This is a genomic window from Streptomyces sp. GQ60, assembly GCF_059758875.1.
On sequence record NZ_JCAXEG010000017.1, the window covers coordinates 101,206 to 124,788 of the forward strand.

General features: G+C 72.2%; 22 protein-coding genes. 10 read left to right on the top strand and 12 right to left on the bottom strand.

Going from position 1 to position 23,583, the window contains the following annotated elements; genetic code table 11:
* Positions 1-20 precede the first annotated feature (20 nt).
* From AC6CKD_RS31170 to AC6CKD_RS31195, 6 genes are all read right to left on the bottom strand, one after another.
* Entirely contained in the window at positions 21-731 is a 711-nt protein-coding gene (locus tag AC6CKD_RS31170) for a lysophospholipid acyltransferase family protein (protein ID WP_498331980.1), read from the bottom strand.
* 76 nt (positions 732-807) lie between these two features.
* Entirely contained in the window at positions 808-966 is a 159-nt protein-coding gene (locus AC6CKD_RS31175) for a hypothetical protein (protein WP_498331982.1), read from the bottom strand.
* A gap of 32 nt (positions 967-998) precedes the next feature.
* A complete protein-coding gene (locus AC6CKD_RS31180; RefSeq protein ID WP_498332046.1) occupies positions 999-1,943 on the bottom strand; it encodes a cytochrome c oxidase assembly protein in 945 nt (314 codons plus the stop codon).
* Between the two features lie 133 nt (positions 1,944-2,076).
* Positions 2,077-3,105, bottom strand: a complete 1,029-nt coding sequence (locus AC6CKD_RS31185) for a 6-phosphofructokinase (RefSeq protein ID WP_243339607.1) — start codon at positions 3,103-3,105, stop codon at positions 2,077-2,079.
* A gap of 200 nt (positions 3,106-3,305) precedes the next feature.
* Positions 3,306-4,034, bottom strand: a complete 729-nt coding sequence (locus tag AC6CKD_RS31190; protein WP_250740166.1) for a type 1 glutamine amidotransferase — start codon at positions 4,032-4,034, stop codon at positions 3,306-3,308.
* Between the two features lie 19 nt (positions 4,035-4,053).
* Positions 4,054-5,292, bottom strand: coding sequence for a Mur ligase family protein (locus AC6CKD_RS31195; RefSeq protein WP_385371792.1), 1,239 nt, complete (start codon positions 5,290-5,292; stop codon positions 4,054-4,056).
* A gap of 123 nt (positions 5,293-5,415) precedes the next feature.
* Between AC6CKD_RS31195 and def the strand changes: the two genes are divergently transcribed.
* A complete protein-coding gene (gene def / locus AC6CKD_RS31200) occupies positions 5,416-5,979 on the top strand; it encodes a peptide deformylase (protein ID WP_498331985.1) in 564 nt (187 codons plus the stop codon).
* A gap of 173 nt (positions 5,980-6,152) precedes the next feature.
* Here def and AC6CKD_RS31205 read toward each other — a convergent pair whose 3' ends face one another.
* On the bottom strand, positions 6,153-6,797 hold the full coding sequence (locus AC6CKD_RS31205; protein WP_498331987.1) for a TetR/AcrR family transcriptional regulator: 645 nt from the start codon (positions 6,795-6,797) through the stop codon (positions 6,153-6,155).
* Between the two features lie 210 nt (positions 6,798-7,007).
* On the opposite strand from AC6CKD_RS31205, the gene AC6CKD_RS31210 reads away from it, so the two are divergent.
* Positions 7,008-8,237 (top strand): acyl-CoA dehydrogenase family protein, encoded by a 1,230-nt coding sequence (locus AC6CKD_RS31210; RefSeq protein ID WP_498331989.1) that lies wholly within the window; start codon positions 7,008-7,010, stop codon positions 8,235-8,237.
* Positions 8,238-8,314: 77 nt separating this feature from the next.
* Here AC6CKD_RS31210 and AC6CKD_RS31215 read toward each other — a convergent pair whose 3' ends face one another.
* Complete coding sequence (locus AC6CKD_RS31215) at positions 8,315-8,752, bottom strand: SRPBCC family protein (RefSeq protein ID WP_498331991.1); 438 nt, start codon at positions 8,750-8,752, stop codon at positions 8,315-8,317.
* Positions 8,753-8,907: 155 nt separating this feature from the next.
* Between AC6CKD_RS31215 and AC6CKD_RS31220 the strand changes: the two genes are divergently transcribed.
* Positions 8,908-9,093 carry a DUF5999 family protein gene (locus tag AC6CKD_RS31220; RefSeq protein ID WP_250740159.1) on the top strand — a complete coding sequence of 62 codons (186 nt, stop codon included), beginning with the start codon at positions 8,908-8,910 and terminating at the stop codon, positions 9,091-9,093.
* 160 nt (positions 9,094-9,253) lie between these two features.
* On the opposite strand, the gene AC6CKD_RS31225 is transcribed toward AC6CKD_RS31220, so the two are convergent.
* Complete coding sequence (locus AC6CKD_RS31225) at positions 9,254-11,275, bottom strand: ATP-binding protein (protein WP_498331993.1); 2,022 nt, start codon at positions 11,273-11,275, stop codon at positions 9,254-9,256.
* Positions 11,276-11,441: 166 nt separating this feature from the next.
* Positions 11,442-12,449, bottom strand: a complete 1,008-nt coding sequence (locus tag AC6CKD_RS31230) for a fibronectin type III domain-containing protein (protein WP_498331994.1) — start codon at positions 12,447-12,449, stop codon at positions 11,442-11,444.
* A 184-nt stretch (positions 12,450-12,633) separates the two neighbouring features.
* On the opposite strand from AC6CKD_RS31230, the gene AC6CKD_RS31235 reads away from it, so the two are divergent.
* From AC6CKD_RS31235 to AC6CKD_RS31265, 7 genes are all read left to right on the top strand, one after another.
* Positions 12,634-14,235, top strand: a complete 1,602-nt coding sequence (locus AC6CKD_RS31235; protein ID WP_498331996.1) for an ABC transporter substrate-binding protein — start codon at positions 12,634-12,636, stop codon at positions 14,233-14,235.
* Between the two features lie 29 nt (positions 14,236-14,264).
* Positions 14,265-15,230 carry an ABC transporter permease gene (locus AC6CKD_RS31240; RefSeq protein ID WP_498331998.1) on the top strand — a complete coding sequence of 322 codons (966 nt, stop codon included), beginning with the start codon at positions 14,265-14,267 and terminating at the stop codon, positions 15,228-15,230.
* On the top strand, positions 15,223-16,110 hold the full coding sequence (locus tag AC6CKD_RS31245) for an ABC transporter permease (RefSeq protein ID WP_498332000.1): 888 nt from the start codon (positions 15,223-15,225) through the stop codon (positions 16,108-16,110). Before AC6CKD_RS31240 ends, AC6CKD_RS31245 begins: the two co-directional genes overlap by 8 nt.
* 130 nt (positions 16,111-16,240) lie before the next feature.
* Positions 16,241-17,131 carry an ABC transporter ATP-binding protein gene (locus AC6CKD_RS31250; RefSeq protein WP_498332049.1) on the top strand — a complete coding sequence of 297 codons (891 nt, stop codon included), beginning with the start codon at positions 16,241-16,243 and terminating at the stop codon, positions 17,129-17,131.
* Positions 17,124-17,783: an ABC transporter ATP-binding protein gene (locus AC6CKD_RS31255; protein WP_498332001.1), complete on the top strand. Its 660-nt coding sequence runs from the start codon at positions 17,124-17,126 to the stop codon at positions 17,781-17,783. Before AC6CKD_RS31250 ends, AC6CKD_RS31255 begins: the two co-directional genes overlap by 8 nt.
* Before the next feature lie 100 nt (positions 17,784-17,883).
* A complete protein-coding gene (locus AC6CKD_RS31260; RefSeq protein WP_243341740.1) occupies positions 17,884-18,078 on the top strand; it encodes a hypothetical protein in 195 nt (64 codons plus the stop codon).
* 174 nt (positions 18,079-18,252) lie between these two features.
* Positions 18,253-19,821 carry a hypothetical protein gene (locus tag AC6CKD_RS31265; RefSeq protein ID WP_498332003.1) on the top strand — a complete coding sequence of 523 codons (1,569 nt, stop codon included), beginning with the start codon at positions 18,253-18,255 and terminating at the stop codon, positions 19,819-19,821.
* A 41-nt stretch (positions 19,822-19,862) separates the two neighbouring features.
* Here the strand turns inward: AC6CKD_RS31265 and AC6CKD_RS31270 are convergent, their stop codons facing one another.
* On the bottom strand, positions 19,863-21,779 hold the full coding sequence (locus AC6CKD_RS31270; protein ID WP_498332004.1) for a P-loop ATPase, Sll1717 family: 1,917 nt from the start codon (positions 21,777-21,779) through the stop codon (positions 19,863-19,865).
* A gap of 661 nt (positions 21,780-22,440) precedes the next feature.
* Entirely contained in the window at positions 22,441-23,556 is a 1,116-nt protein-coding gene (locus AC6CKD_RS31275; RefSeq protein ID WP_498332006.1) for a PP2C family protein-serine/threonine phosphatase, read from the bottom strand.
* Between the last annotated feature and the right edge of the window lie 27 nt (positions 23,557-23,583).

Consider the following 23,583-nt stretch of genomic DNA (forward strand, 5'->3'; position numbering starts at 1 on the left):
CGCCCCGCACGGGAGAGGGCTCAGCGCGCTCTGCGCCGGGCCTTCTTCCGTGCTTCCTCTTCCTCGGCCTTGACCTCGCCGGCGTACCGGTCCACGTACTCCTGGCCGGACAGGGCGAGGACCTCGTACATGATCTCGTCGGTGACGGCCCGCAGCACGGCCCGTTCACCCTCCATCCCCGCGTAGCGGGAGAAGTCCAGCGGCCGGCCGAAACGGATCGTGACCCGGCGGATCTTGGGGAGCTTCTGCCCGGGCGGCTGGATCTCGAAGGTCCCGACCATCGCGCAGGGGACGACGGGCACCGCGGCGCCCAGCGCCATCGCCGCCACTCCGACCTTGCCCTTGTAGAGCCGCCCGTCGTGCGAGCGGGTGCCCTCCGGGTAGATGCCGAGCAGCTCGCCCTTGGACAGCACCCCGAGCCCCTCGCGCAGCGCCGCCTGACCGGCGTCCTTGCCGGAGCGGTCGACCGGGATCTGGCCGGCGCTGCGGAAGAAGGCCGCGGTGAGCCGTCCCTTCAGGCCCGGTCCGGTGAAGTACTCGGCCTTCGCGAGGAAGGTGATGCGCCGATTGAGGATCGCGGGCATCAGGAAGTGGTCGGAGAAGGAGAGGTGGTTGCCCGCGATGATCGCGGCCCCGTCCTCCGGGATGTTCTCCAGTCCTTCGATGCGGGGCCGGAACAGGAGCCGCAACAGCGGCCCCAGAATCACGTGCTTGAGCAAGTGGTAGAACACCAAGCGGCTCCCGTCGACGTCCCGTGGTCACGGACATCCTACGGACGGTCAGCCCGGGGGCGGAGGGGACGGCGGCTCACGCTCCGTCCGTGGCCGCCATTCCCGCGGTGAGCAGCCCCAGCACGACCCAGCCGAACCACAGCCAGCCGTTGCTTCCGAGGGCCACGGAATACGTGGCGATCGCCACCAGAGAGGCGAAGGTCATCACTGCCATCGCCTTCACGGATCCGGTCATGCCCCATGGTGGCGCCTGAAGGCGGTCCAGCGCTACTGGCCACGCGCTTGGAGCGAGGCGAGATACGAGTTGTAGGCCGCCAGCTCCTGGTCTCCGTTGCGGTCCTCGGACCGGTCGGAGCGCTTCGCGGCCCGCTGTTCCGAGTGGTACCACTGGTAGACCAGCGCGATCAGCACCAGCACCGAGGGGATCTCGCTGAAGGCCCAGGCGATGCCGCCGCCCCACTGCTGGTCGAGCAGCGGGTCGATGCCGAGGGAGGCGGGCGGGTTCGCGTACGTCTTGATCATCGGCTCGCTGCCCATCATGAGCGCGATGCCGAAGAAGGCGTGGAAGGGCATTCCGGCGAACAGCTCCAGCATCCGCATCACGTAGCCGGGGCGGTGCGGGCCCGGGTCCACGCCCATGATCGGCCAGAAGAAGACGAGGCCGACGGCGAGGAAGTGCACCATCATCGCGGTGTGGCCGGTCTTCGAGCCCATCAGGAAGTCGAAGAGCGGAGTGAAGTACAGGCCGTAGAGGCTGGCGATGAAGATCGGGATGGTGAACACCGGATGGGTGATCACCTTCATGTACCGGCTGTGCAGGAGCATCAGCAGCAGTTCGCGCGGCCCCTTGCGGCCGCGGGCCGCCGGCGGCAGCGCGCGCAGCGCCAGCGTCACGGGCGCGCCCAGCAGCAGCAGGATCGGGCTGAGCATGCTGATCACCATGTGCTGGACCATGTGCACGCTGAACATGACCATGCCGTAGTCGTTCAGCTTGGTGCACATCACCAGGGCAACGCTCAGCACGCCGGTGGTGAAGGCGACCGTCCGCCCGACCGGCCAGGAGTCACCGCGCCGGCGCAGCCGCAGCACGCCCCACCCGTACAGCGCGAGGCCGAGGAGCGAGCCGATGAGGAAGAAGGCGTCGAAGGAGAACTCCAGCCCGCGCCCGAGGGTGAAGGGCGGCATGTCCATGTGCATGTCGTGCATGTCCATGGTGCCGCGCGCGAGGTAACTCAATCTCTTCACTCCCTTGACCCGTGGTGCCCCACCACAGTAATGCCGCCCCCGGACGGGAAATCGTCCGGGGGCGGCCATTACGGGAGTGACACGCAGAAAAGGGGAAAGATCACAGCACGTTCTGCGCCTCGGCGTAGCGCTCGGACGGCACCGTCTTCAGGGTCTGGACGGCCTCGTCGAGCGGGACCATCACGATGTCCGTGCCGCGCAGCGCCGTGAGCATCCCGAACTCGCCCCGGTGGGCCGCCTCGACAGCGTGCCAGCCGAAGCGGGTCGCGAGGACGCGGTCGTACGCGGTGGGGGTGCCGCCGCGCTGGACGTGGCCGAGGATGACCGGGCGGGCCTCCTTGCCGAGACGGTCCTCCAGCTCGACGGCGAGGCGGTTGCCGATGCCGGCGAACCGCTCGTGGCCGTACATGTCGGTGCCGCCCTCCTCCAGGGCCATCGAGCTGCCCTCGGCGGGCTTGGCGCCCTCGGCGACCACGACGATCGCGAAGCGCTTGCCCTGCTCGAAGCGTTCGCCGACGATCGCCGTCAGCTCCTCGATGTCGAAGGGGCGCTCCGGCACGACGATCGCGTGCGCGCCGGCCGCCATGCCCGAGTGCAGGGCGATCCACCCGGTGTGGCGGCCCATGACCTCCACGACCATCACGCGCTGGTGGGACTCGGCGGTGGTCTTCAGCCGGTCCAGTGCCTCGGTGGCGACCCCGACGGCGGTGTCGAAGCCGAAGGTGACGTCAGTGGAGGCGATGTCGTTGTCGATGGTCTTGGGGACGCCGACGATGGGCAGGCCGCCCTGCGAGAGCAGGTTCGCGGCCTTCAGGGTGCCCTCGCCGCCGATCGGGATGATGGCGTCCAGGCCGAGATCGGCGACGTGGCCGCGGGCCCGCTCCACGCCGTCGCGCAGATGGGCGGGCTGGACCCGGGAGGAGCCCAGGATCGTTCCGCCCCGGGCCAGGATGCCGCTCACGGCGTCCAGGTCGAGCTTGCGGTAGTCGCACTCCAGCAGGCCGCGCCAGCCGTCGTGGAAACCGATGACCTCGTCCCCGTGGTCGACGACGGCGCGGTGCACGACGGAGCGGATGACGGCATTGAGGCCGGGGCAGTCGCCTCCGGAAGTGAGCACACCTATGCGCATGGCAGGGAGGACCTTTGCAACGTGGGCCGACGACCGGACCACGTCGTCCGGTTGGAACTACCCAGCACCCTACAAGCGGATCGAGGGTGGACTGAACCATCCTCCACATGCTGGTCAGATCAGTCGTACGAAAACACGTCGGCCCGGATGCCCCGAGGGGAATCCGGGCCGAACGCCGGGTGTCGGCGGTGCCGGTGCGGTTACGCGGGCTGCGTGGCCGCCGCGATGCGCTCGGCGCGCAGCGCCTCGTACCAGCGGTCGTCGATGGGCGGCAGCGCGTTCACGTCGAGGGCCAGCTTCAGCAGCAGGTCCGCGATCTGCGGGTTGCGCGCCAGCACGGGACCGTGCATGTACGTGCCGAACACCGTGTCGTTGTACGCGCCTTCGGTGCCGTCACCGGTGCCGTTGCCCCGGCCCATCGTGACCCGCGCGAAGGGCTTCGCCGTCGGGCCGAGGTGCGTGACGCCCTGGTGGTTCTCGAAGCCGGTCAGCTGCGGCAGCCCGAGCCGCGGGTCGATGTCCCCCAGCACGTCGCCGACGCAGCGCTCGCCCTCGCCGCGCACGGTCACCACGTCCAGCAGGCCGAGGCCCTCCTGGCGCTGGCCGACGTCGTTGACGAACTCCTGGCCCAGGATCTGGTAGCCGGCGCAGACGGAGAAGACGATCGCCCCGTTCGAGACGGCGCGCTCCAGACCGCCGTCGCGCAGCAGCCGCTCCGCGGCCAGCCGCTGCGGCCGGTCCTCGCCGCCGCCGATCAGGTAGATGTCGCCCGAGGTCGGGATCGGCTGGTCGCTGCGCACGTCCACGCGCTGCACGTCCAGGCCGCGCCGGCGGGCCCGGCGCTCGACGACCAGGGCGTTGCCCTGGTCTCCGTACGTGCTGAGCAGGTCGGGGTAGACCCACACCAGACGCAGGCTGTTGTCGCTCATGCTCTTGTCCTTATGGGTACTAGTTGCCGACGCGGCGGCGCACGTCCTGGAAGGCGGTGTAGTTGGCGATCAGCTCGATCTGCCCGGGCGGCGCGAGCTGCACGGCTTCGTCGAGGGTCTCGCACACCCGGAAGTCCAGGCCCGCGACTTCCAGTCGGACCGCGAGGTCCAGCTTGCGGTCGCCGATCACGAAGATCGGGTGGCCGGCCAGGCGCGGGTAGTCCACGTCCCACAGCCAGGAGGTGTCGGTGCCGTCCGCACCGCGCGCGTTGACCGACAGGATCACCGGGGTCGGCGGCGGGTCGATCAGGGAGAAGGTCTCCAGCCAGCCGGCCGGGTTCTTCGCGAGCAGCAGGCGCAGTTCGCGGCCCTGGAAGCTCACCACGTCGTAGCGTCCGGCGACGGCCTGCACCTGGTACATCCGCTCCAGCGCGACCTGCGGCGGGACGCCGAAGACGGCCGCGACCGCGGCCGAGGTGGCGGCGTTCGCCTTGTTGGCGCGGCCCGGGAGCTGGAGGCTGATCGGCCAGGCGCTGCCGTGCGGGTCGAGCACGTGGTCACCGGAGAGCACCCAACTCGGGGTGGGACGCCGGAAGCCGCACTCGCCGCAGAACCAGTCGTCGCCCGGACGCTGCATGACGCCGCCGCAGGAGGGGCACGACCAGGCGTCGTCCTTCCACTCCTGGCCGGCCGCGACCCACACCACGTTCGAGGAGGAGGAGGCGGCCCACACGATCAGCGGGTCGTCGCAGTTCGCGACGACGACCGCCTTGGAACCCGAAAGGCCCTCGCGCCACTTCTCCGCGAGCATGCGGGTCTCGGCTGCGCGGTCCAGCTGGTCGCGGGAGAGGTTCAGCAGGGCGATCACCTTGGGAGTGACGTCCCGGGCCACTCCGGCCAGGTACTTCTCGTCCACCTCGATGACGCCGTAGCGGGCGTCCGAGCCGCCCGCCAGGGCGGAGGTGATGCCCGCGGGCATGTTCGCGCCCAGTGCGTTGGAGACGACCGGGCCGCTGGCCCGCAGGGCCTCCGCGATGAGCCGGGTCGTCGTGGTCTTGCCGTTCGTCGCCGAGACGAGGACGACGTCGAGATGCTGCGCCAGCGCGCCGAGGAGATCGGGGTCGAGCTTGAGCGCGACCTTGCCTCCGATCACCGATCCGCTTCCGCGTCCCGCGGCCCGCGACACCGCCGCCGCGGCCTTGCCCGCCGTCACGGCCAGCTTGGCCCGCGGCGAAAGCGGCTCTGTGTTGCCTGCCATCGTCCCTTGTCCTCCTTGCGTCGGTCGCCCCCAGCCTATCCATGACCTGCCCGCGCCCCGACCGCGGCGCCCCCGGTCCGCCGAAGATCTCCTCATATAGTCGCCCGTCGTACCCTTACCGCCATGCGACAGCGCCCTCTCCCCGGTACCTCCGGCATCGTCCGCACCATGAGCCTGCTGGGCGACCCGGTGCTCCATTCCGCTTGTGCGGAGGTCACCGAGTTCGGTCCGGCCCTCGACCGGCTCATCGAGGACATGTTCGCGACGATGTACGCCGCCCAGGGCGTCGGCCTCGCCGCGAACCAGATCGGCGTCGGGCAGCGGGTGTTCGTATACGACTGCCCCGACGACGAGGACGTCCGGCACGTCGGGCACATCGTCAACCCGCGCCTGGTGTCGGCCGACGGGGACGAGTTCCTGGGGCCCGAGGGCTGTCTGTCCCTGCCGGGGCTGGAGGCGGGGACGCTGCGCTACGACAGCGCGGTGGTGGAGGGTGTCACCTCGGACGGCGGGGCCGTACGGATCTCCGGGACCGGCTTCTTCGCGCGGTGCCTGCAGCACGAGTGCGATCACCTGGCCGGTGCGGTGTACGCGGACCGGGTGACCGGGCTGCGCGCCCGGCGCCTGCGGCGGGCCATCCGGAAGACGGACTGGGGTCTCGCCGGGCTCCGGGCGCTGGGGGAGTGAGCCCGGCGGGGCCGGGGGTCCCGGGGCGCCGCCCCGGACCCCGCGCCTCAAACGCCGGCGGGGCTGAATGCGTCCCCGCCCCGGAGCCGGCGCTTTGGACGCCGGCGGGGCTGAATGCGCCGCCGCCCCGGACCCCGCGCTTCGGACGCCGGCGGGGCTGGATTGGGCCGGGCCTAGAAGCCCGGGCCGTCCGTTCGGTTGCCGGCTGTGGCCAGGCGGCCCCACAGGAGGTCGGTGAGGGCGCTGACGAGTTCCGCGCGGTCGCAGGGGCGTTCGCCGAGCCACCAGTCGCCCGCCGCGTGCATCATGCCGACGATGCCGTGGCCCCAGACCCGGGCCAGGCGTTCGCCGCCGGGGCCCAGGTCCACGCGCTCGCCGATCACCTGGGCCAGTTCCTCGCCGAGACGGCGCAGCAGCGGGGCCGAGTGCTGGCCGACGTCGAAGCAGCGCTCGGGGGCCTGGGAGTCCTCCGCCGGGTGCATGAGGAAGCGGTAGACCTGGGGCCGGGCCTCGATGGCGGAGAGATAGGTGTCGAGGGTGGCCTCCACCCGGCTGCGCCGTTCGGCGGGTGCGTCGAGCGCGGCCCGCAGCGAGTCGAGCAGGGCGTCCGTGTGCCGGACGGCCAGGGCCTGGTAGAGGCCCGCCTTGTCGCCGAAGTGGCGGTAGAGGATGGGCTTGGTGATCCCGGCCTCCGCCGCGATGGCGTTCATGGACGCCTTGGGGCCGTCCCTGAGGACGACCCGGTCCGCGGCCTCCAGCAGCTCCCGCCGCCGGCGCTCGCCCGCTCCCGGCTCGCCGGACTGCCGTGTGGTCTCCATGCCGTGTTCACTCCCCGCCCTTGCGATGTCCTGAGGCCCACGCAACGTAACACCCCGCACACCCTGCTGATCTCATCGGCGGTCGGTCATCGCTGCTGCTTGACAGTGCTTACCGGCCGGTAACAGACTGGAGTCGGAGTAAGGGTTACCGTTGGTAACCACTGGGTGGCAACCACCTGTACGGCAGGCGAGACGAAAGCTGGAGGGGACATGGCGGAGTTCACCATGGAGCTCAACGACGACCAGAAGCAGGTGCGGGACTGGATCCACGGCTTCGCCGCCGACGTGATCCGCCCCGCCGCCGCGGAATGGGACGAGCGCGAAGAGACTCCGTGGCCCGTCATCCAGGAGGCCGCCAAGGTCGGCATCTACTCCCTCGACTTCTACGCCCAGCAGTTCTTCGACCCCACCGGCCTCGGCATCCCGATGGCCATGGAGGAGCTGTTCTGGGGCGACGCGGGCATCGCGCTGTCGATCGTCGGCACCGGGCTCGCCGCCATCGGCGTCGTCGCCAACGGCACCGAGGAGCAGATCGGCACCTGGATCCCGCAGATGTACGGCACCCCCGACGACGTGAAGCTCGCCGCCTTCTGCTCCTCCGAGCCGGACGCCGGCTCCGACGTCGGCGCGATGCGCACCCGCGCCGTATACGACCAGGCCTCGGACGAGTGGGTGCTGAACGGCACCAAGACCTGGGCGACCAACGGCGGCATCGCCAACGTCCACATCGTCGTGGCCGTCGTCGACCCGGAGCTGGGGACCAAGGGGCACGCCTCCTTCATCGTGCCGCCGAACACCCCGGGCCTCTCCCAGGGGCAGAAGTTCAAGAAGCACGGCATCCGCGCCTCGCACACCGCCGAGGTGGTGCTGGAGGACGTACGGATCCCCGGCTCCTGCCTGCTCGGCGGCAAGGAGAAGCTGGACGAGCGGCTCGCGCGGGCCCACGAGCGGGCCAAGGCCGGCGGCGGGGAGCGCGTGAAGAACGCGGCCATGGCCACCTTCGAGGCCTCCCGCCCCGCCGTCGGCGCCATGGCGGTCGGCACGGCGCGCGCCGCGTACGAGGTGGCGCTGGACTACGCGAAGACCCGTACGCAGTTCGGCCGGCCGATCATCGACAACCAGGGCATCGCCTTCCAGCTCGCGGACATGCGGACCGCCATCGACGCGGCCCGGCTGCTGGTGTGGCGCGCCTCCTGGATGGCGGTCGCGGGCAAGCCCTTCACCTCGGCCGAGGGCTCGATGTCGAAGCTGTTCGCGAGCGAGACCGCCAAGAAGGTCACCGCCCAGGCGGTCCAGATCCTCGGCGGCAACGGCTTCACCCGCGAGTACCCGGTGGAGCGGATGCACCGCGACAGTGCGATCTACACCATCTTCGAGGGCACCAGCGAGATCCAGCGCCTGGTGATCGCCCGCACCCTCTCGGGCATGCCGATCCGCTAGCGCGGGCCGGGAGCGGGGTGAGGGGCCCGGGGCCGCCGTGCGGCGGCCCCGGGCCCCTTCGTGCGCCGGCGCCCCGTTCAGGGGCGGAGGAGGGCTTCCAGGGCGCGGCCGAAGAGGAGGCGCGACGCCGCCGCGACCAGGGGGTCGAAGGGGCGCCCCAGGCCGCGTACGCGCAGCTCCTCGCGCCATTCGGCCTCGCAGCCGCCCTCCGGCGCGGGACGGAGCTCGATCTCCGCCCGGCCCCGCACCACGCGGCCGTGCTTGACGAGCCGGACCAGTCCCGCGGAGCCGCCCCGAGGGGGCCGCCAGAGGGTGACTTCCATCGGGTCGTCGAAGGTGATCCTCCCCACGCCCGTACGCATGGTGAAACGGGTTCCGGTGTGCGTCGGCGGCGGCGTTTCGATGATCGCCCGGGTGAGCGGGACGGCGGCGGCGTGGCGTTCCCAGTCCGTCAGCCTCTTCCACGCCTCCTCGGAGTCGAGAAGTGTGCGGTGAATGATCCGGATAGCGGGCATGAGCGCATCGTAAGCGGGCATACACACCCTGAACTGGGCGGCGAATATGGGTTCCGTCCGGGGGTGGCGATCAGCAATACTCACGGCCACCGTGGATCGCGGATTCGACCGGGTGACCACCGGCCCTCCCGCCCCACTCTGCGAGGAGGTGCGCCATGTGCTCCCACCAGCCCCCCTGCCCGTCCGCCGACAGCGTCGACCACGACGCCGCACGCACCGTGGCCTTCCATCCCGAACAGGGCTGGAATCTGCTCTGCAACGGCGCCGTGGTCTTCGACGACACAGGTGAACTGCTCCCCGACGGCCGCACGGTGGAACCCCGCCGCCCGGCCCTGGTCTGAGCGAGGAGGCAGCATGCGCCAGCAGCTGATCCGAAAGCCCGTCCCGAAGCCCGCCCCCCGAGACCTGGACCTGCGTACACCGTCGGGCAGACCCCTCCCGTACTGACGGGAGCCCAGGAGTTACGCCACGGCGCCACCGGCTGAGCCCGCTGGTCGGGCTTCAGGCGGTGGACGCCGCCGCACCGCCCAAGAAGGCGCTCTCGTACGCCTCGTCGCCGATCGCCGCCCTGGCCTGCCGTTCGCCCTGGTCGCGCACCGCCGTGAGCGAGGGGGAGCCCATCTGCGGCCGGCCCACCGTGCGCCACCAGGCGTGCCCCGTGCCCAGCAGTCGGGCCGCCAGCTCGCCGTCGCCCATGGCCGCCACCGCCGCCGCCAGCAGGTCGAGACCGAGCGCGATCCCGAAGCGGTCGCCCAGCAGCCGTTTGCCCGACAGCATCGCCCGCGCGTGCCGGGCCGCCTCCCCGTGGTGGCCGAGCCCGAACGCCGCCATGGCCAGGATGTAGTCCGCGTACGCACGCAGCCAGCGCTCGCCCAGCTCCGCGCAGGCCTCGCGCAGGCCCCGCGCCTCCTGCTCGGCCTCCTCGAAGCGCCCGAGGTCGCACAGGGCGTAGCCGGTGGCCAGCCGGCACAGCAGCCAGCCCACGCCGGTGGGTCTTCCGCCGTGGCTTCCGCGCGCCCGGGGTCCGGCGAGCGCCAAGGCCCGTACGGGATCGCCCGGCATCAGCACCGACACCGCGTGCAGGTAGGCGGCGCGCAGCTCCGGCTCCGGGTCGGCCAGGGTGGCCGCCGCGCCGGTGCACGCCTTGCCGAGGTCCTCCGCCGTGGCCAGGTCGCCCTGGAGCAGGGCGGTGAGCCCCAGCGCCCACAGGCCCTGGACGTACGCGCCCCCCGAGCGCGGGCCCCGGCTCAGGGCCCGTTCGAGGAAGGACCTGCCCTCGTCGACGTGGCCGCAGGAGAACCAGAAGAACCAGAGCGCGCCGGCCGTCTCCAGGGCCGCCGTCGGATCCGAGCGGAGCAGGTGTTCCAGGGCCGTACGGAGCTGCGCGTGCTCGGCGGTCATCCTGCGGTACCAGTCCACCTGGCCGGGGCCCATCCAGCCCGGGTCGGCGGCCTTCGAGAGCGCCGCGTACCAGTGGGCGTGCCGGTCGGCGACGACCCGTTCCTCGCCGAGTTCCGCCAGCCAGTCCTGGCCGTACTCGCGGATCGTGTCCAGAAGCCGGTAGCGGGCGCCCGCGCCCCGTTCCCGGCTGCACCGGACCACCGACTTCGCGACCAGGCCCGCCAGTACCCGCTCCACGCGTGCGGCGGGCAGCGGGCCGCCCGAGCACACCGCGCGCGCCGCGGCGACGTCGAAGTCCCCGGTGAACACCGAGAGCCGGGCCCACAGCAGCCGCTCGACCGGCTCGCACAGCTCGTGGCTCCAGCCGATCGCGGTGCGCATGGTCTGGTGCCGGGGGAGCCGGGCGGCGGTGGTGCCGGACAGCAGGTCGAAGCGGACTTCGAGGCGCTGCGCCATCTGTTCCAGGGTCCAGAGCCGCATCCGGGCGCCGGCCAGTTCGAGGGCGAGGGGGATCCCGTCCAGGCGGCGGCAGATGTCCGCGGCGAGGGCCACCCGGTCCGGGTCGGCGAAGGCGGCCGCGGCGTGCGGGGTGGCGGCGAGCGATCGGGCGCGGAACAGGGCGAGGGCGTCGCTGTCGGGTCCTTCGCTGGGCAGCGGGCTGACCTCGACCAGGTCCTCCCCGGGGGTGCGGAGCGGCTCGCGGGTGGTGATCAGTACCGTCAGGCCCGGTGCGGACTGGAGGAGTTCGCCCACCAGGTGCCGGCAGGCGGCCACCAGGTGCTCGCAGGTGTCGAGGACGAGGAGGATCTCCTTGTCGGCCATCCAGGCGCAGAGTTCCTCGTCCAGGGGGCGCGGGGACTGGTGGGCGAGGCCGACGGCGTGCGCGACGGTGGCCGTGAGCAGCTCGGCGTCGCGAAGCGGGGAGAGCTCCACCCACCACACCCCGTCGCGCCTGCGCTGGCCGGGGTCGGCGGCGGCCCGCAGGGCCAGCCTGGACTTGCCGACGCCGCCGACGCCCGTGAGCGTCACGAGCCGTCGCTCGCGCAGCAGGTCGGACAGGAGGCCGAGTTCACGCTCACGGCCCACGAAGCTCGCCGTTTCCGGCGGCAGGTTTCCCGGCACGGCGCCAGAGTCTGGCCCAGGATCGCCGTCCGTGGAATCTGCCTGATTGTTGTTGACCGAGTACTCACCGAACACGGGAGTATTCTGCGCGATCTTCTTTCCTCGCAGTACCGTTCGGGCCAGATCGAACGGACTGGTTGTCAGAAACCGCTCCGCAGTGGGCCGTTCAGGGGGCCAGTGTGATCCGCCGCTCGGCGGAGAAGGCGCCCCAGGTGCCGTCGGGAAGCCGGGCCCGGAGCTTCACCGTCCATACGGTTCCGGGCGGTTCGGCGACCGTGAGCCGGTGCTCCGCCCGGCCGGCCGGGACGGCGCCCGCACCGAACTGGATGACCGTGGTGGGGCGGCCGTTGACGTAGAGCTCGTACTCGCTGGTCTCGCGGCCGGTCGCCGGGGCGGTCCAGGAGAGGGTGACCGCGCCCGGCGAGGCGGCCGCCGCGAACTCGGCCGGAGCGGTGCCGGTCCGCTGCCCGGGCCCCGGCGGGGTGGTCACGTCCGCGGCGGGGCCGGCGGGGGAGGAGTTGTCGGCGCCGTCGCGGGCCCGGACGGTGAAGGTGTACGCGCTGTCGGGCCGGAGGTCCTCCAGGACCGTCGTGGTGGAGCCGGGGCCGACCGTGTGGATCCGGGCGTCGCCCTGGTAGACGTCGTACGCGGTGACGGCCGTGTCGTCGGTGGCCGCGGCCCAGGTCAGCCGGGCGGAGGTGGGCCCCAGGGCCTGGCCGTCCGTACGGGGCGGGGCGGTCGGGGGCAGCCGGTCCTCGGCCGTCGCGGCGGGGGTGGTGGCCGAGGCGGCCGGGCCGGCCGGGGAGGTGTTACCGGCGGCGTCCCGGGCTCGCACCGTGAACGTGTAGGCCGTCCGCGGGGTGAGGCCGGTGATGTCGGTCATCGTCTTGTCGGCGGGCAGTTCACGGACCAGGCGGTCCTTCTGGTAGACGAGGAAGGAGGTCACTCCGTCGGCCGGCGCCGGCGACTCCCACATGACGTGCACGGACGTGGCGCTGCCGGCCTGCGCCGTGAGTCCGGCCGGGACCGGCGGGGGCGTGCTGTCGGAGGGTCCGCACGCCGTCAGCGCGGCCGCCGCGAGGGCCAGGGCGAGGGCGGGCGCCGCTCTCCGGGCGGACGCCGGCCGGGAGCGGCGCGGCGGGTGCGGCGCGGTGCGGGGTGCGGGGTCGTGCACGGCGGGCGCCCTCTTCTCCGGTCTTCCGGCTCCTCGGAAAGGTCTAGACATATATGGCACGCTCCGCGGTGGCCGGGCAAGACCCCTGCGCGGCCCCTTCCCCCCGGCGCGGCCCGGTTCGTGTTCTCCCGCTCCCGTCTGGCAGTATTGCGAGCTCTTTGCAATAACTAAGGATGTGCACCACATGAAGGCCCGGACCGTACGGGGAATGGCCGGGGCGACCGCGGCCGCGGTGATCGTCACTGGAGCGGCGGCCTGTTCGAACCCCGGGGGAGGTGCCACGGCGGGCGCCGGGGCGGCCGACTCCGCGGTGGTCGGCATAGCCACCGAGCCCGAGAGCCTCAGCCCGCTGCTGGGCTACGGCAAGGACGGCAACTCGAAGATCTTCGACGGACTGCTGACGCACGACGCGGACATGAACCTGAAGCCCGCCCTGGCCGAGGCCCTCCCGGAGGTCTCCGCGGACCGGCTCACGTACACCTACCCGCTCCGCCGGGGCGTGCGGTTCAGCGACGGACGGCCCTTCGGCGCCAAGGACGTCGTCTTCACCTACCGGACGATCCTCGACGCGAAGACGAACAACGCCTCGAAGTCCGAGCTCGACGCGATCGCGGCCGTCACGGCCCGCGGCGAAGACGCCGTCGTCTTCACCCTGAAGTACCCCTACGCCCCCTTCGCCGAGCGCACCGTCCTGCCCATCGCCCCCGAGCACGTCGCGGGCGGACAGGACGTCAACAGCGGCGAGTTCACCACCAAGCCCATCGGCACCGGACCGTACGTGCTCACCGCCTGGTCCAAGGGCGAGAAACTGAGCTTCAGGGCCAACCCGTCCTACTGGGGCGGCGAGCCCGCGGTGAAGAAGTTCACCATGGCGGTCATCAAGGACGACGACGTACGCGCCACCCGGCTGCGCTCCGGCGAACTGGACGGGGCCGTCCTGCCGCCGAACCTGGCCGAGGGGTTCGCGGCCGACACGGCGCGCAAGACCTACGCCGCCACGACCTTCGACCACCGCAGCGTCACCCTGCCGACCGAGCACCCCGTCACCGGGGACACGGCCGTCCGCCGGGCCCTGGACATCGCCGTGGACCGCGGCGCCCTGGTCGACAAGCTCCTGGAAGGCGCGGGCAAGGCCGCCTACGGGCCCGTCCCGACCGGCAGCCCCTGGTTCGCCGCCGGCACCGAGCGCCCGTACGACCTCGCCAGGGCCGGGAAGATCCTCGACGACGCCGGCTGGATCCCCGGCGCCGACGGCATCCGCGCCAGGAACGGGATCCGGGCCGCCTTCCCGCTCTGGTACCCCTCCGGCGACAAGCTCCGCCAGGACCACGCGCTCGCCTTCGCCTCCGACGCCAAGAAGGCCGGCATCCAGGTCACCACCGAGTCCGGCAGCTGGGAGGTCATCGAGCCCCGGATGCGCACCGACGCGGTCCTCGCGGGCGGCGGCTCCCCGGCCGACCCGGACTTCGACCAGTACCTGACGCTCAACTCGGCGCTCGCGGGCGACGGCTTCAACAACATGGCCCGGTACGACAACCCGGCCGTCGACAAGGCGCTGCTCGACGGCCGCCGGAGCGCGGACCCGGCCGTGCGCAAGGCCGCGTACGACACGGTCCAGCGCGAGCTGGTCAAGAACCCCGGCTACGTCTACCTCACCCACATCGACCACCTCTACGTCGTGGGCGACCGGTGGGCCGGGCCCTCCACCCAGGTCGAGCCGCACGACCACGGCCTCGGAGCCGGCCCCTGGTGGAACGTCGAGAGCTGGAAGCCGAAGCAGCGGTGAGCCGTCTCCACCGTCTCCCCTGGGGGCCGATGGCGCGCATGGCCGGCCGGCGGACGCTGTTCGCCGGACCGGTCCTGCTCGTCGTGACCTTCGGGGTCTTCGCGGTCGCCGCGCTGTCCCCCTTCGACCCCGTCAAGGCGTACGCCGGCACCGCCGGGCTCACCGCCTCCCAAGCCGGACTCGACCAGCTCCGGGCCAACCTCGGCGTCGACCAACCCCTGCTCACGCGCTGGTGGGAGTGGCTCACCTCGGCGCTGACCGGGGACCTCGGCACCTCCGCCGCCATGCGCCAGCCCGTCTCCGACGTCATCGCCGAACGGCTCGGTTGGTCCGTCCTGCTCGCCCTGTGCGCCTTCGCCGTCGCCGTCCTGCTGGGCACCGTGCTCGGCGTCCTGGCCGCGCGCCGGCAGGGCGGGCGGCTGGACCGCGCCGTCTCCGGGCTCGCGTACACCCTCGAAGCGGCCCCGGCCTTCTGGCTGGGCCTGCTCGCCATCTGGTTCTTCTCGGTGCGCCTGGGCGCACTGCCGTCCGGCGGCCTCACGGACGCGGGCAGCGACGTGGTCACCGCCGTGCAGGTGGCCCGGCACCTCGTGCTGCCCGCGCTGGTCCTCGGCATCTCCCAACTGCCCTGGTTCTTCCTGTACGTCAGACAGGGCGTGGCCGACGCGCTGGAGGAGGACCCCGTACGGGGCGCCCGCGCGCGGGGCCTGGCGGAGCGCCGGGTGCTGCTCGGCCACGGGCTGCGCGCCGGCATGCTCCCGATGCTGACCCTGATCGGGTCGCGGGTGCCGGAGCTGATCACCGGCGCGCTGCTGGTGGAGACCGTCTTCAGCTGGCCCGGCATCGCCGCGGCCACCGTCCAGGCCGCGACCTCGGTGGACTTCCCGCTGCTGGCCGCGCTGACGGTCCTGGCCACGGCGGCCGTGCTGGCCGGGAACCTGCTGTCCGACCTGCTCTACGGGCTGGCGGACCCGAGGGTGGGCTTCGATGGCTGACACGACCGAAGCGATCGGAGCACAGCTCTGGCGGCCGCGCGGCCGCGACCGCGGCTCCACCCGGACCCTGCGGGTGCGGACCTCGGCGGTGATCGTCGTCCTCGTCGCGCTGGCGGTGCTGCTCGTGCCGCCGCTGGTCCAGCTCGACCAGCAGGCGGTCGACTTGTCGGCAAAGCTCCTGCCGCCCTCCTGGGCGCACCCCTTCGGCACCGACGACGTGGGCCGCGACCTGTTCCTGCGCTGCGTGTACGGGCTGCGCGTCTCGCTGCTGGTCGGGCTGGTGGCCGCGCTGGTCGCCTCCGTCCTCGGCACGGCGGTCGGCGCCCTCGCCGGGGCGCTCGGCGGGTGGCCGGACCGGTGCGTCATGCGGGTGGTGGACGCACTGTCCTCGATCCCGCACCTGCTGCTCGGCGTCTTCATCGTGGCGATGTTCCGCCCGGGGGTGTGGCCGGTGGTCGTCTCCGTGGCCCTGACCCACTGGCTGTCCACGGCCCGCATCGTCCGCGCGGAGGTCCTCTCGCTCCGCTCGCGGCCGTATCTGGACGCGGCCGTCTCCGGCGGCGCCTCGCGGTGGCGGGTGACCGTACGCCACCTGGTGCCCGGAGTGCTGCCGCAGGCCGGGCTCGCGGCCGTCCTGATGATCCCGCACGCCATGTGGCACGAGTCGGCCCTGTCCTTCCTGGGCCTCGGCCTGCCGGCGCACCAGGCGAGCCTGGGCAACCTGGTCCAGACGGCCCGCGGTTCGCTGCTCGCCGGCGACTGGTGGCCCACGCTCTTCCCCGGCCTCCTCCTGATCGTCCCGACCCTGGCCATCGCGGGCCTGGCGGGCGCCTGGCGGGAGCGCCTCAACCCCCGCCGCCGCTCGGAGCTCAGCCTGTGAAGGAGCCCAGTCCGTGAAGACCCACACCCCCTCGGCACCGGAGTCGGATTCGGCTGGTGCCACGCGGGGCCCGGGGCGGGGCACCACCCGGCCCGTGCTCGAGCTGGACCGGCTCTCCGTCCGCTTCCGGATGCGCGGCGGCCGGTACGTCGCGGCCGTCACCGACGCCACCCTCGCCCTGGCCCCCGGCGCGTGCCTCGCGCTCGTCGGAGAGAGCGGCTGCGGCAAGTCCGTGCTCGCCTCCGCCCTCCTCGGCCTGCTCCCCGGCAACGCCGAGACCGCCGGATCGGCCCGGCTCGCCGACGGGACCGACCTGCTCGCCCTCGACGAGCGCACCCTCGCCCGGAGCATCCGGGGCCGCCGCGTCGGGCTGGTCCCGCAGAGCCCGGCCGCGCACCTCACCCCGGTCCGCACCATCCGCTCCCACCTTGAGGAGACGGTCCGCGAACTGACCGGGACCGCCCGGCCGGAGCTGCGGGAAGCGGCCGAGTCGGCGGCCCACCGGGCGGCCTTCCCCGCCGGCCACCTCGACCGCCATCCCCACGAGCTCTCCGGCGGGCTCGCCCAGCGCGCCGCCACCGCGCTCGCGCTGATCGGCGACGCGTCCCTGCTGCTCGCCGACGAGCCGACCACCGGCCTCGACCGGGACCTGGTCCACCGCACGGTCGACGAGCTGCGCGCCCACACCCGGGACGCGGGCCGTGCGCTGCTGATGATCACGCACGACCTCGGGGCGGCCCAGCGCATCGCCGACACGGTGGCCGTCATGTACGCGGGCCGCATCGTGGAAACCGCCCCCGCCGGAGCCTTCTTCGGCGCTCAGGGCCCCCGCCACCCCTACGCCCGCGGGCTCCTCGACGCCCTCCCGGAGCGGGCCTTCGCCCCGATCCCGGGGGCCCCGCCCGAGCTCGGCGCGCTCCCGCCCGGCTGCGCCTTCGCCGCCCGCTGTCCGCGCGCCGACTCCCGCTGCCGGGCCGAGCGGCCCGCGCTCACCGAAGGGGCGGCCTGCCACCATGCTTGAGCTCACCGACATCACCGCGGGCTACGACCGCCGGGCCCCCGTCGTGCGCGGCGCCCACCTGAGTCTCGCCCCCGGCGACTCCCTCGGACTGCTCGGCCCCAGCGGCTGCGGCAAGTCCACCCTGGCCAGGGTCGCCGCGCTGCTGCACCGGCCCGACCGGGGGAGCGTGGCCTTCGACGGCCGCGCGGTGACCGGTTTCCGGCACCGGGCACCGCGCGCCCTGCGCACCTCGGTCGGGATGGTGTTCCAGCAGCCCCGGCTGGCGGCGGACCCCCGGCTCCGGCTGCGCGAGCTCGTCGCCGAACCGCTCCGGGCGACGGGCCGGCGTAGCGAAATCGGCTCCACCGTGCCCGAATTGGCGGACCGGGTCGGCCTGGGCACGGACCTGCTCGACCGGCGGCCCCACGAGGTCAGCGACGGCCAATTGCAACGAGCCTGTGTGGCACGGGCATTGGTGCTCCGGCCGAGCTGGCTGGTGTGCGACGAGATGACCGCCATGCTCGACGCGTCCACCACCGCCGCGCTGGTGGCCGTGGTGGAGGAGTACCGGGCGGAGTCCGGCGCTGGCCTGCTGGCGGTGGGGCACGACCCCGTTCTGCTCGGCCGCTGGTGCGGGCGTACGGTCCACTGGGGAGAGATCGTCAAGGGCTGAACACCGGTCACGGACTGTCAACACCCGTTTGGCGGACACTAGTTTCGCCCGAAGGGCCCTCCCGCTGCGCCACCATGGCGGCGCGTAAGGAGGTGTTCCGATGGTGATCTCCCTCTCCGTCCTCGTCCTGCTCCTCGTCCTCGCGTGGATCTTCATGCGCGGCGGCGGCCTCAAGCTGTCGCACGCGCTCGTCTGCGTCCTGCTCGGCTTCTACCTCGCGAGCAGCAGCCTCGCGCAGACCATCCACAACGGGGTCTCGGCCACGGCGAACGTGGTCAGCGGCTTCAAGCCCTGACCCGCACGCGGTACCGGCACCCGCCCTCCCCCGCCCGTGAGTTGATCAACTGTTGCGCCTTCGTGAATCATCCGGCTCTTCCATGGACTCCTCAGGCAGTGCGACCTAGCGTCTGGCCGCGGCGCGATGTCATACGCAACGTCAATAAAGCCGAGGACAAGGGAGGAAGTCCGGATGTTCCGAAGAGCGCTGAACTGCGCCGTGGCGCCGGCTCTCGCCGCATGCGCGGTGTTGTACGGGAGCTCGCCGGCCACCGCCGATGAGATACCCCTGGCACCTGGCCACCGCCTGGTCAGCCATTACGAGGGCGCCCCGGCCGCGGCCGCGCCGCTGCCCGGCGAAGCCCCGCCGCAGCACCCCTTCCTCGCGCCCAACGGCCGGAGCGGCATGCAATCCGACGCGGCGGGCAGCGCCACCTCGCCCTGGGCCGGGCCGCTCGGCAAGAACCCTGAGGTGACCAGCGAGAAGATCGCCGCCCTTGGCGGCGAATGCGCCACGGCCACCTTCGACTCGGGCGGCCGGCTGGTCACGGTGTGCGGCACCTTCAGCGGCTTCAAGGTCAAACTGCTGGAGCCCCGTACGCTCGCCACGCTCGCGGAGTACCAGCTCCCGCAGCGTTCCTCGACGGTCCAGGCGATCACCTCGCTCGACTTCTCGAAGATCTTCAAGGACACCTCGGGCGGCGCCTACTTCTACCTGGACAACCAGGACCGGGCGGTGCTGGCCGACTCCCGCCAGCACGTCCTGAGGCTCTCGCACGTACAGCAGCCCGACGGGTCCTGGCAGTTCGAGGTCGACAACGACTGGGACCTCACCGGCCAGGTCCCGCACGACTGCGTCGACTGGACAAACCTGTGGCCCACCGGCACCTGTGACCCGGTCACCTCGGTGATGCCCGACTGGAACGGCCGCATCTGGTGGGTCACCCGCCAGGGTCGCGTCGGCACCGTGGACCCGGCGACCTCGGTGATCCGCTCGGTCCGGCTGGCGGGGGAGGAGATCCAGAACTCCTTCTCGGTCGGCGAGGACGGGGTCTCCATCGTTACCGACCACGCGCTCTACAGCTTCACCGCCTCCGCAGACGGCACCCCCGTCGCGCAGTGGCGCCAGACCTACGACCGGGGTACGGGAACCAAGCCCGGCTCGGTCAACCAGGGTTCGGGCACCACTCCGGACCTCTTCGGCAACGGCTACGTCGCGATCACCGACAACGCCGACGACCGGATGAACGTGCTGGTCTTCAAGCGGGGACGGGACGTGCCCGCGGGCCGGCGGCTGGTGTGCAAGGTCCCGGTCTTCGGATCGGGTGCCTCGACCACCGACAACTCCCTGATCACCTGGGGCAACAGCATCGTCGTCGAGAACAACTACGGCTACGAGAACGTCACGTCACTGGTGCTCGGCAAGTCGGTCGTCGGCGGCGTCAGCCGCATCGACGTCCGCCCCGACGGCAGCGGCTGCGACACGGTCTGGCAGAGCGCGATCCGCTCGCCCTCCGTGGTCCCGAAGCTCTCCACCGCGAACGGGCTGCTCTACTTCTACGAGAAGGAGCCGAACTTCTGGGGGATCGACGCCTGGTACCTCACGGCCGTCGACTTCCGCACCGGTGAGCGCCGCTGGCGTCAGCTGACGGGCACCGGCCCGCTGTACGACAACAACTGGGCCCCGATCACCCTGGGCCCCGACGGGACGGCCTACGTGGGCGTCTTCAACGGCATCGTCGCGGTCCGCGACCGCGGCTGACCCACCGCGGGGGCCGGCACGCGCGCCGGGCCGGCCCCCGGTCAGTTCCCGGAGTCCGATCCCGTGCCACGGCCCGCAGCGCCGCCCAGGACCAGGATGAGCTCACGTGCCTCGTCCTCGAGCCGTCGGGTGATCGGCTCCTCGCGGATGCCCTGCTCGCCGAGCCGCGCGGCGAGCCGCCCGAAGTATCCGGAAGCGGTGATCACGTGTCGGGCCACGCCGTCGTGGCCGATCTCCGCGAGGCCGTCGCGGAGGTCGCGGGCGTCGGCCAGAACCCGGCCGAGCTGGGCCTCGACCTCCGTGTGGATGTCGTCCGGAAGCCCGGCGCGGAGCAGCTGGCGCAGCAGCCGGTCGCAGGACCGGATCACCTCGTCGAGCAGCTGGGCGTCCCGGTTCACGGGAAGGGATACGTCGGATCCGGCGGTCACGATCAGCGTCTGGTTGGAGCCGACCAGCGTGTTCCGCCCCGTGTAGGCGGTGTACGGGGCGAAGGAGACGGGTTCGCGGCTCCCCAGGGCGGGCCGGAAGCAAGGATGGATGTGGAACTCGGTCTCCCCCGCCTGCGGGGGAGACTGGATGCTGCCGGAGTACACCACGTCGTTGCCCCGTTTGACGCCGAGGAAGCCCGTTCCGTAGAGGACGTCGAGAAGCCCCTGCGAGGTCAGGCTGTCGGTGTAGTCCCCGAAGCCCTCCAAGAGCCGCCCGCGCACCTGGGTGAAACGCTCCTCCAGGGCCTGGCGCATCACCACGTACCCCGAGTTCTCGAACAGGGGGAACAGAGACCTGAGGTACGGGTGGACCACGCCGTATTCCTTCGCCAGGTCCTCCAGCTTCCAACGGGAGAACTGCTCGGTGGCGTCGAGGACGTCCGCTTCGCAGACCCACCGGTTGCCGCGCTCGTCCGCGACGTCCCGGCACTGGTTGAGGAACTGGATGATGTCGCGGGGCCTGGGCAGGGACCGGCGGAGCAGGTACGCGGCGGTGGGCTCCCCGAGGACGGTGCCGGGGAGCAACTGTCCCCATAACTGGCCTGCCGTGAGGGGGAGCCCGAGGGAGGCGGACGCGCGCGCCAGTGCCAAGTCGTCCAAGGCCTGCGGAGTCCATGAGATCCGCAGTTCGTCGCTGTGGAACTTGTCGCCGTCGCCGAAATTCAGCGTGTCGTAGATGTCGGCGCGGATGAACAACGTGCAGCGCACGGCGCTGCCGTAGTGGTCGATCACTTGCTTGCTGGCGAGGAGCAGGCCCGTGACCAGCGCGTGGCTCTCGGGGTCGATCCGCCACACCTGTTCCAACTGGTCGACGAGGAACAGGAGGGGCGGGTGCGCGGTGGCGCAGCCGAGTTCCGCGAAGGCCGCCGCCACCCCATTCTCCAGGACCTCCAGCTGACGGCCCGCCCGCGCGCCCTCGGAGGCACCGCTGACGTCGACGCCGGCCTCCACACCGAATGCCTTGAGGGAAAGCGTCGCCGACTGCAGGCTCCGTATGCCTCGGCGCAGTCGGTCGTAGAGCTGTTCCTCGCCGGCCTCGTCGTTCGCTTCGAGGAACCGGCGCAGCGCCCGGACCGAGGCGGGGATCCTCCACCCGTGGGCGGCTCGGGCGTGCGTGGACAGGTGGCGGGCCGCGTGGACGGCGAACACGTAGCGCCAGATGAGTGACTTCGCGGTGTCGCCCGTCACTCCTTGGAGTTCGAACCGGCGGATCTCGTCGCCGGCCGCATCGTCCGGAGTGATGAGGATGGTGCTGCCCGGGTGTCCGTCAGGACCCGCCAGCCAGCGGCAGATGGCGCTCTTGCCCGCTCCCTTGCGGCCGATGATCAACGACTTCCGACCGGAGAGCGCGGCCTCGTAGGCGCGTGTTTGCTGGAAGACCGCACCGTTGAGGAGACCGCTGGCGACATCGCTCTCGGCGTCGTCGCGCCCGAAGAAGAGCCTGTTGAGCGGACTGAACTCCACGTCCATCGTCTTCTCCTCGGGAGGGCGGTGCGCAACCGGTTCAGATTAGACCCGCGGCTGCCGCTCCATCCGGATTATGGCCGGGATTCACGGAGGCCGACGACATGGGGAGACCATGGAGGAAGTGCCGGACCACACAGGCATGTTGAAGAACTCGGGCGGGAGCTCCGAGCCATCGCGCTGCCGCAGAGTGAGCTCACGGCCCCCGCCTGGGCGCCCGCGACTGCGTGGTATTCGGGTTGCTCGCCGTGGCCGGGCTGGGGCACGTACCGATCCGACGGCACAGGCTGCGCGCCCGGGCGGTTCGTGAACAGACCGAGGGGGTGCGCGTGCTGTCGCGGGGGCTCGCCGAATTGTCGCTCCTGCTCGCGGGTGGCACAGCGGACCGGCCGCCGCGTCCGCCCTGGAGGGGTGGTCGCCACTGGAGAAGGGGCGGCTGGATTAATGAGCGTCCACCGCGTGCTGGGCGCGCTACGAGCTGGTGCACCACATCGGCGGGACTTCGGGCCGGCCCGCCTCCTGGACGCCACCGAGACCCACGCCGCGGGAGCCACCTGGCGGTACGCATCCGGCAGGCGGAAGGGGGATTCGGCCTTCGATGCGATGCACGGTGGATCGTGCATTCAGCGTGACCACGGCCGCGGGCGGTCGGCAGCGATGGCGCGGATCAGATCCGCTGGATGGCCACCATCGCCGCGTCGTCGCCCAGGAGGCCGTCCGGGGTGTGGGCGAGCAGGTCCGCGCACAGGTGGCGCAGGAGGGCTTCCGGCCCGTCGCCGGGCCGGTCCGCGACCCGCTCCGGCAGGGGGTAGAAGGCCCCCGACGCGTCACGGGCCTCGATGACGCCGTCCGTGTACAGCAGGACCACGTCCCCCGGCTCGAAGGAGAAGGACTGCGGGGTGAAGCCGGTGTCCACGAACTCGGACAGACCCAGCGGCGGAGCCGGACGGTCCACCTGGAGGGGGACGACGCGGCCCCCGCGCAGCAGCAGCGGCGGCGGGTGCCCGCAGCTGACCAACCGCAGCGACGGCTCCCCGTCGGGAATGTCGAGCACCGCCGCCGTGGTGAACCCCTCGTCCGGCCGGCCCGACCCCCCGGGGCCGTCCGCGCCCCGGTCCGGGTCGGCGGCCACGGCGGCCTCCAGGTAGCCGACCAGCCCCGGCAGGTCGGCCTCCAGATGGGCGGCGGCCCGGAAGGCGCCGAGGACGATCGCGGCGTCGCCGACCGCCTCCAGCCCCTTGCCGCGGACGTCGCCGATGATCAGCCGGGTGCCGTCGGCGGTACGGGCGGCCGCGTACAGGTCGCCGCCGATCTGCGCCTCGGCTTCGGCCGACAGGTACACCGAGGCGATCCGCAGCGGGCCCATCCGGTCGCGCAGCGGTCGTAGGACCACCTGCTGCGCCGCGACCGCCAGGGAACGCAGCCGGGTGAGCTGCCCCTCGTGCACTTCGCGCAGGTGTGCGAAGAAGGTGACGAAGACCGAGATCAGGATGAGGGCGATGATCTGGAAGGTGTGGTTGAGGTCGGTCAGGGAGGTCCGCACGATGGCCACCGCCACCTGCGCGAGGACCGCCACGGCCCCGACGAAACCGGTCATGCGCGGACCGGCGAAGGAAGCGGTGAGGGCGGGGGCGGCCGCCAGGAAGGGGCCCAGGTGGACCTCGGGCGGGGCCAGCACGTCGACCACCGTGACCACGGCGATCAGCGCGAACGGGACCGGCAGCAGCACCGCGCGTGATTCCCGGAGCCTGCGGGTGCGCGGGTGCGCCGGTGAGGGGTCCATGCCTCCTGCATACACCGCGCACGGCCG

Coding starts and splice junctions, on each gene's coding strand:
- AC6CKD_RS31185 (WP_243339607.1), bottom strand. CDS start 3,105: ATGCGCATAGGTGTGCTCACTTCCGGAGGCGACTGCCCCGGCCTCAAT.
- AC6CKD_RS31240 (WP_498331998.1), top strand. CDS start 14,265: ATGGCGCGCATGGCCGGCCGGCGGACGCTGTTCGCCGGACCGGTCCTG.
- AC6CKD_RS31195 (WP_385371792.1), bottom strand. CDS start 5,292: ATGGCAGGCAACACAGAGCCGCTTTCGCCGCGGGCCAAGCTGGCCGTG.
- AC6CKD_RS31180 (WP_498332046.1), bottom strand. CDS start 1,943: ATGGACATGCACGACATGCACATGGACATGCCGCCCTTCACCCTCGGG.
- AC6CKD_RS31190 (WP_250740166.1), bottom strand. CDS start 4,034: ATGAGCGACAACAGCCTGCGTCTGGTGTGGGTCTACCCCGACCTGCTC.
- AC6CKD_RS31265 (WP_498332003.1), top strand. CDS start 18,253: ATGTTCCGAAGAGCGCTGAACTGCGCCGTGGCGCCGGCTCTCGCCGCA.
- AC6CKD_RS31255 (WP_498332001.1), top strand. CDS start 17,124: ATGCTTGAGCTCACCGACATCACCGCGGGCTACGACCGCCGGGCCCCC.
- AC6CKD_RS31275 (WP_498332006.1), bottom strand. CDS start 23,556: ATGGACCCCTCACCGGCGCACCCGCGCACCCGCAGGCTCCGGGAATCA.
- AC6CKD_RS31260 (WP_243341740.1), top strand. CDS start 17,884: ATGGTGATCTCCCTCTCCGTCCTCGTCCTGCTCCTCGTCCTCGCGTGG.
- AC6CKD_RS31210 (WP_498331989.1), top strand. CDS start 7,008: ATGGCGGAGTTCACCATGGAGCTCAACGACGACCAGAAGCAGGTGCGG.
- AC6CKD_RS31235 (WP_498331996.1), top strand. CDS start 12,634: ATGAAGGCCCGGACCGTACGGGGAATGGCCGGGGCGACCGCGGCCGCG.
- AC6CKD_RS31215 (WP_498331991.1), bottom strand. CDS start 8,752: ATGCCCGCTATCCGGATCATTCACCGCACACTTCTCGACTCCGAGGAG.
- AC6CKD_RS31245 (WP_498332000.1), top strand. CDS start 15,223: ATGGCTGACACGACCGAAGCGATCGGAGCACAGCTCTGGCGGCCGCGC.
- AC6CKD_RS31220 (WP_250740159.1), top strand. CDS start 8,908: ATGTGCTCCCACCAGCCCCCCTGCCCGTCCGCCGACAGCGTCGACCAC.
- def (WP_498331985.1), top strand. CDS start 5,416: ATGCGACAGCGCCCTCTCCCCGGTACCTCCGGCATCGTCCGCACCATG.
- AC6CKD_RS31205 (WP_498331987.1), bottom strand. CDS start 6,797: ATGGAGACCACACGGCAGTCCGGCGAGCCGGGAGCGGGCGAGCGCCGG.
- AC6CKD_RS31270 (WP_498332004.1), bottom strand. CDS start 21,779: ATGGACGTGGAGTTCAGTCCGCTCAACAGGCTCTTCTTCGGGCGCGAC.
- AC6CKD_RS31250 (WP_498332049.1), top strand. CDS start 16,241: ATGCGCGGCGGCCGGTACGTCGCGGCCGTCACCGACGCCACCCTCGCC.
- AC6CKD_RS31175 (WP_498331982.1), bottom strand. CDS start 966: ATGACCGGATCCGTGAAGGCGATGGCAGTGATGACCTTCGCCTCTCTG.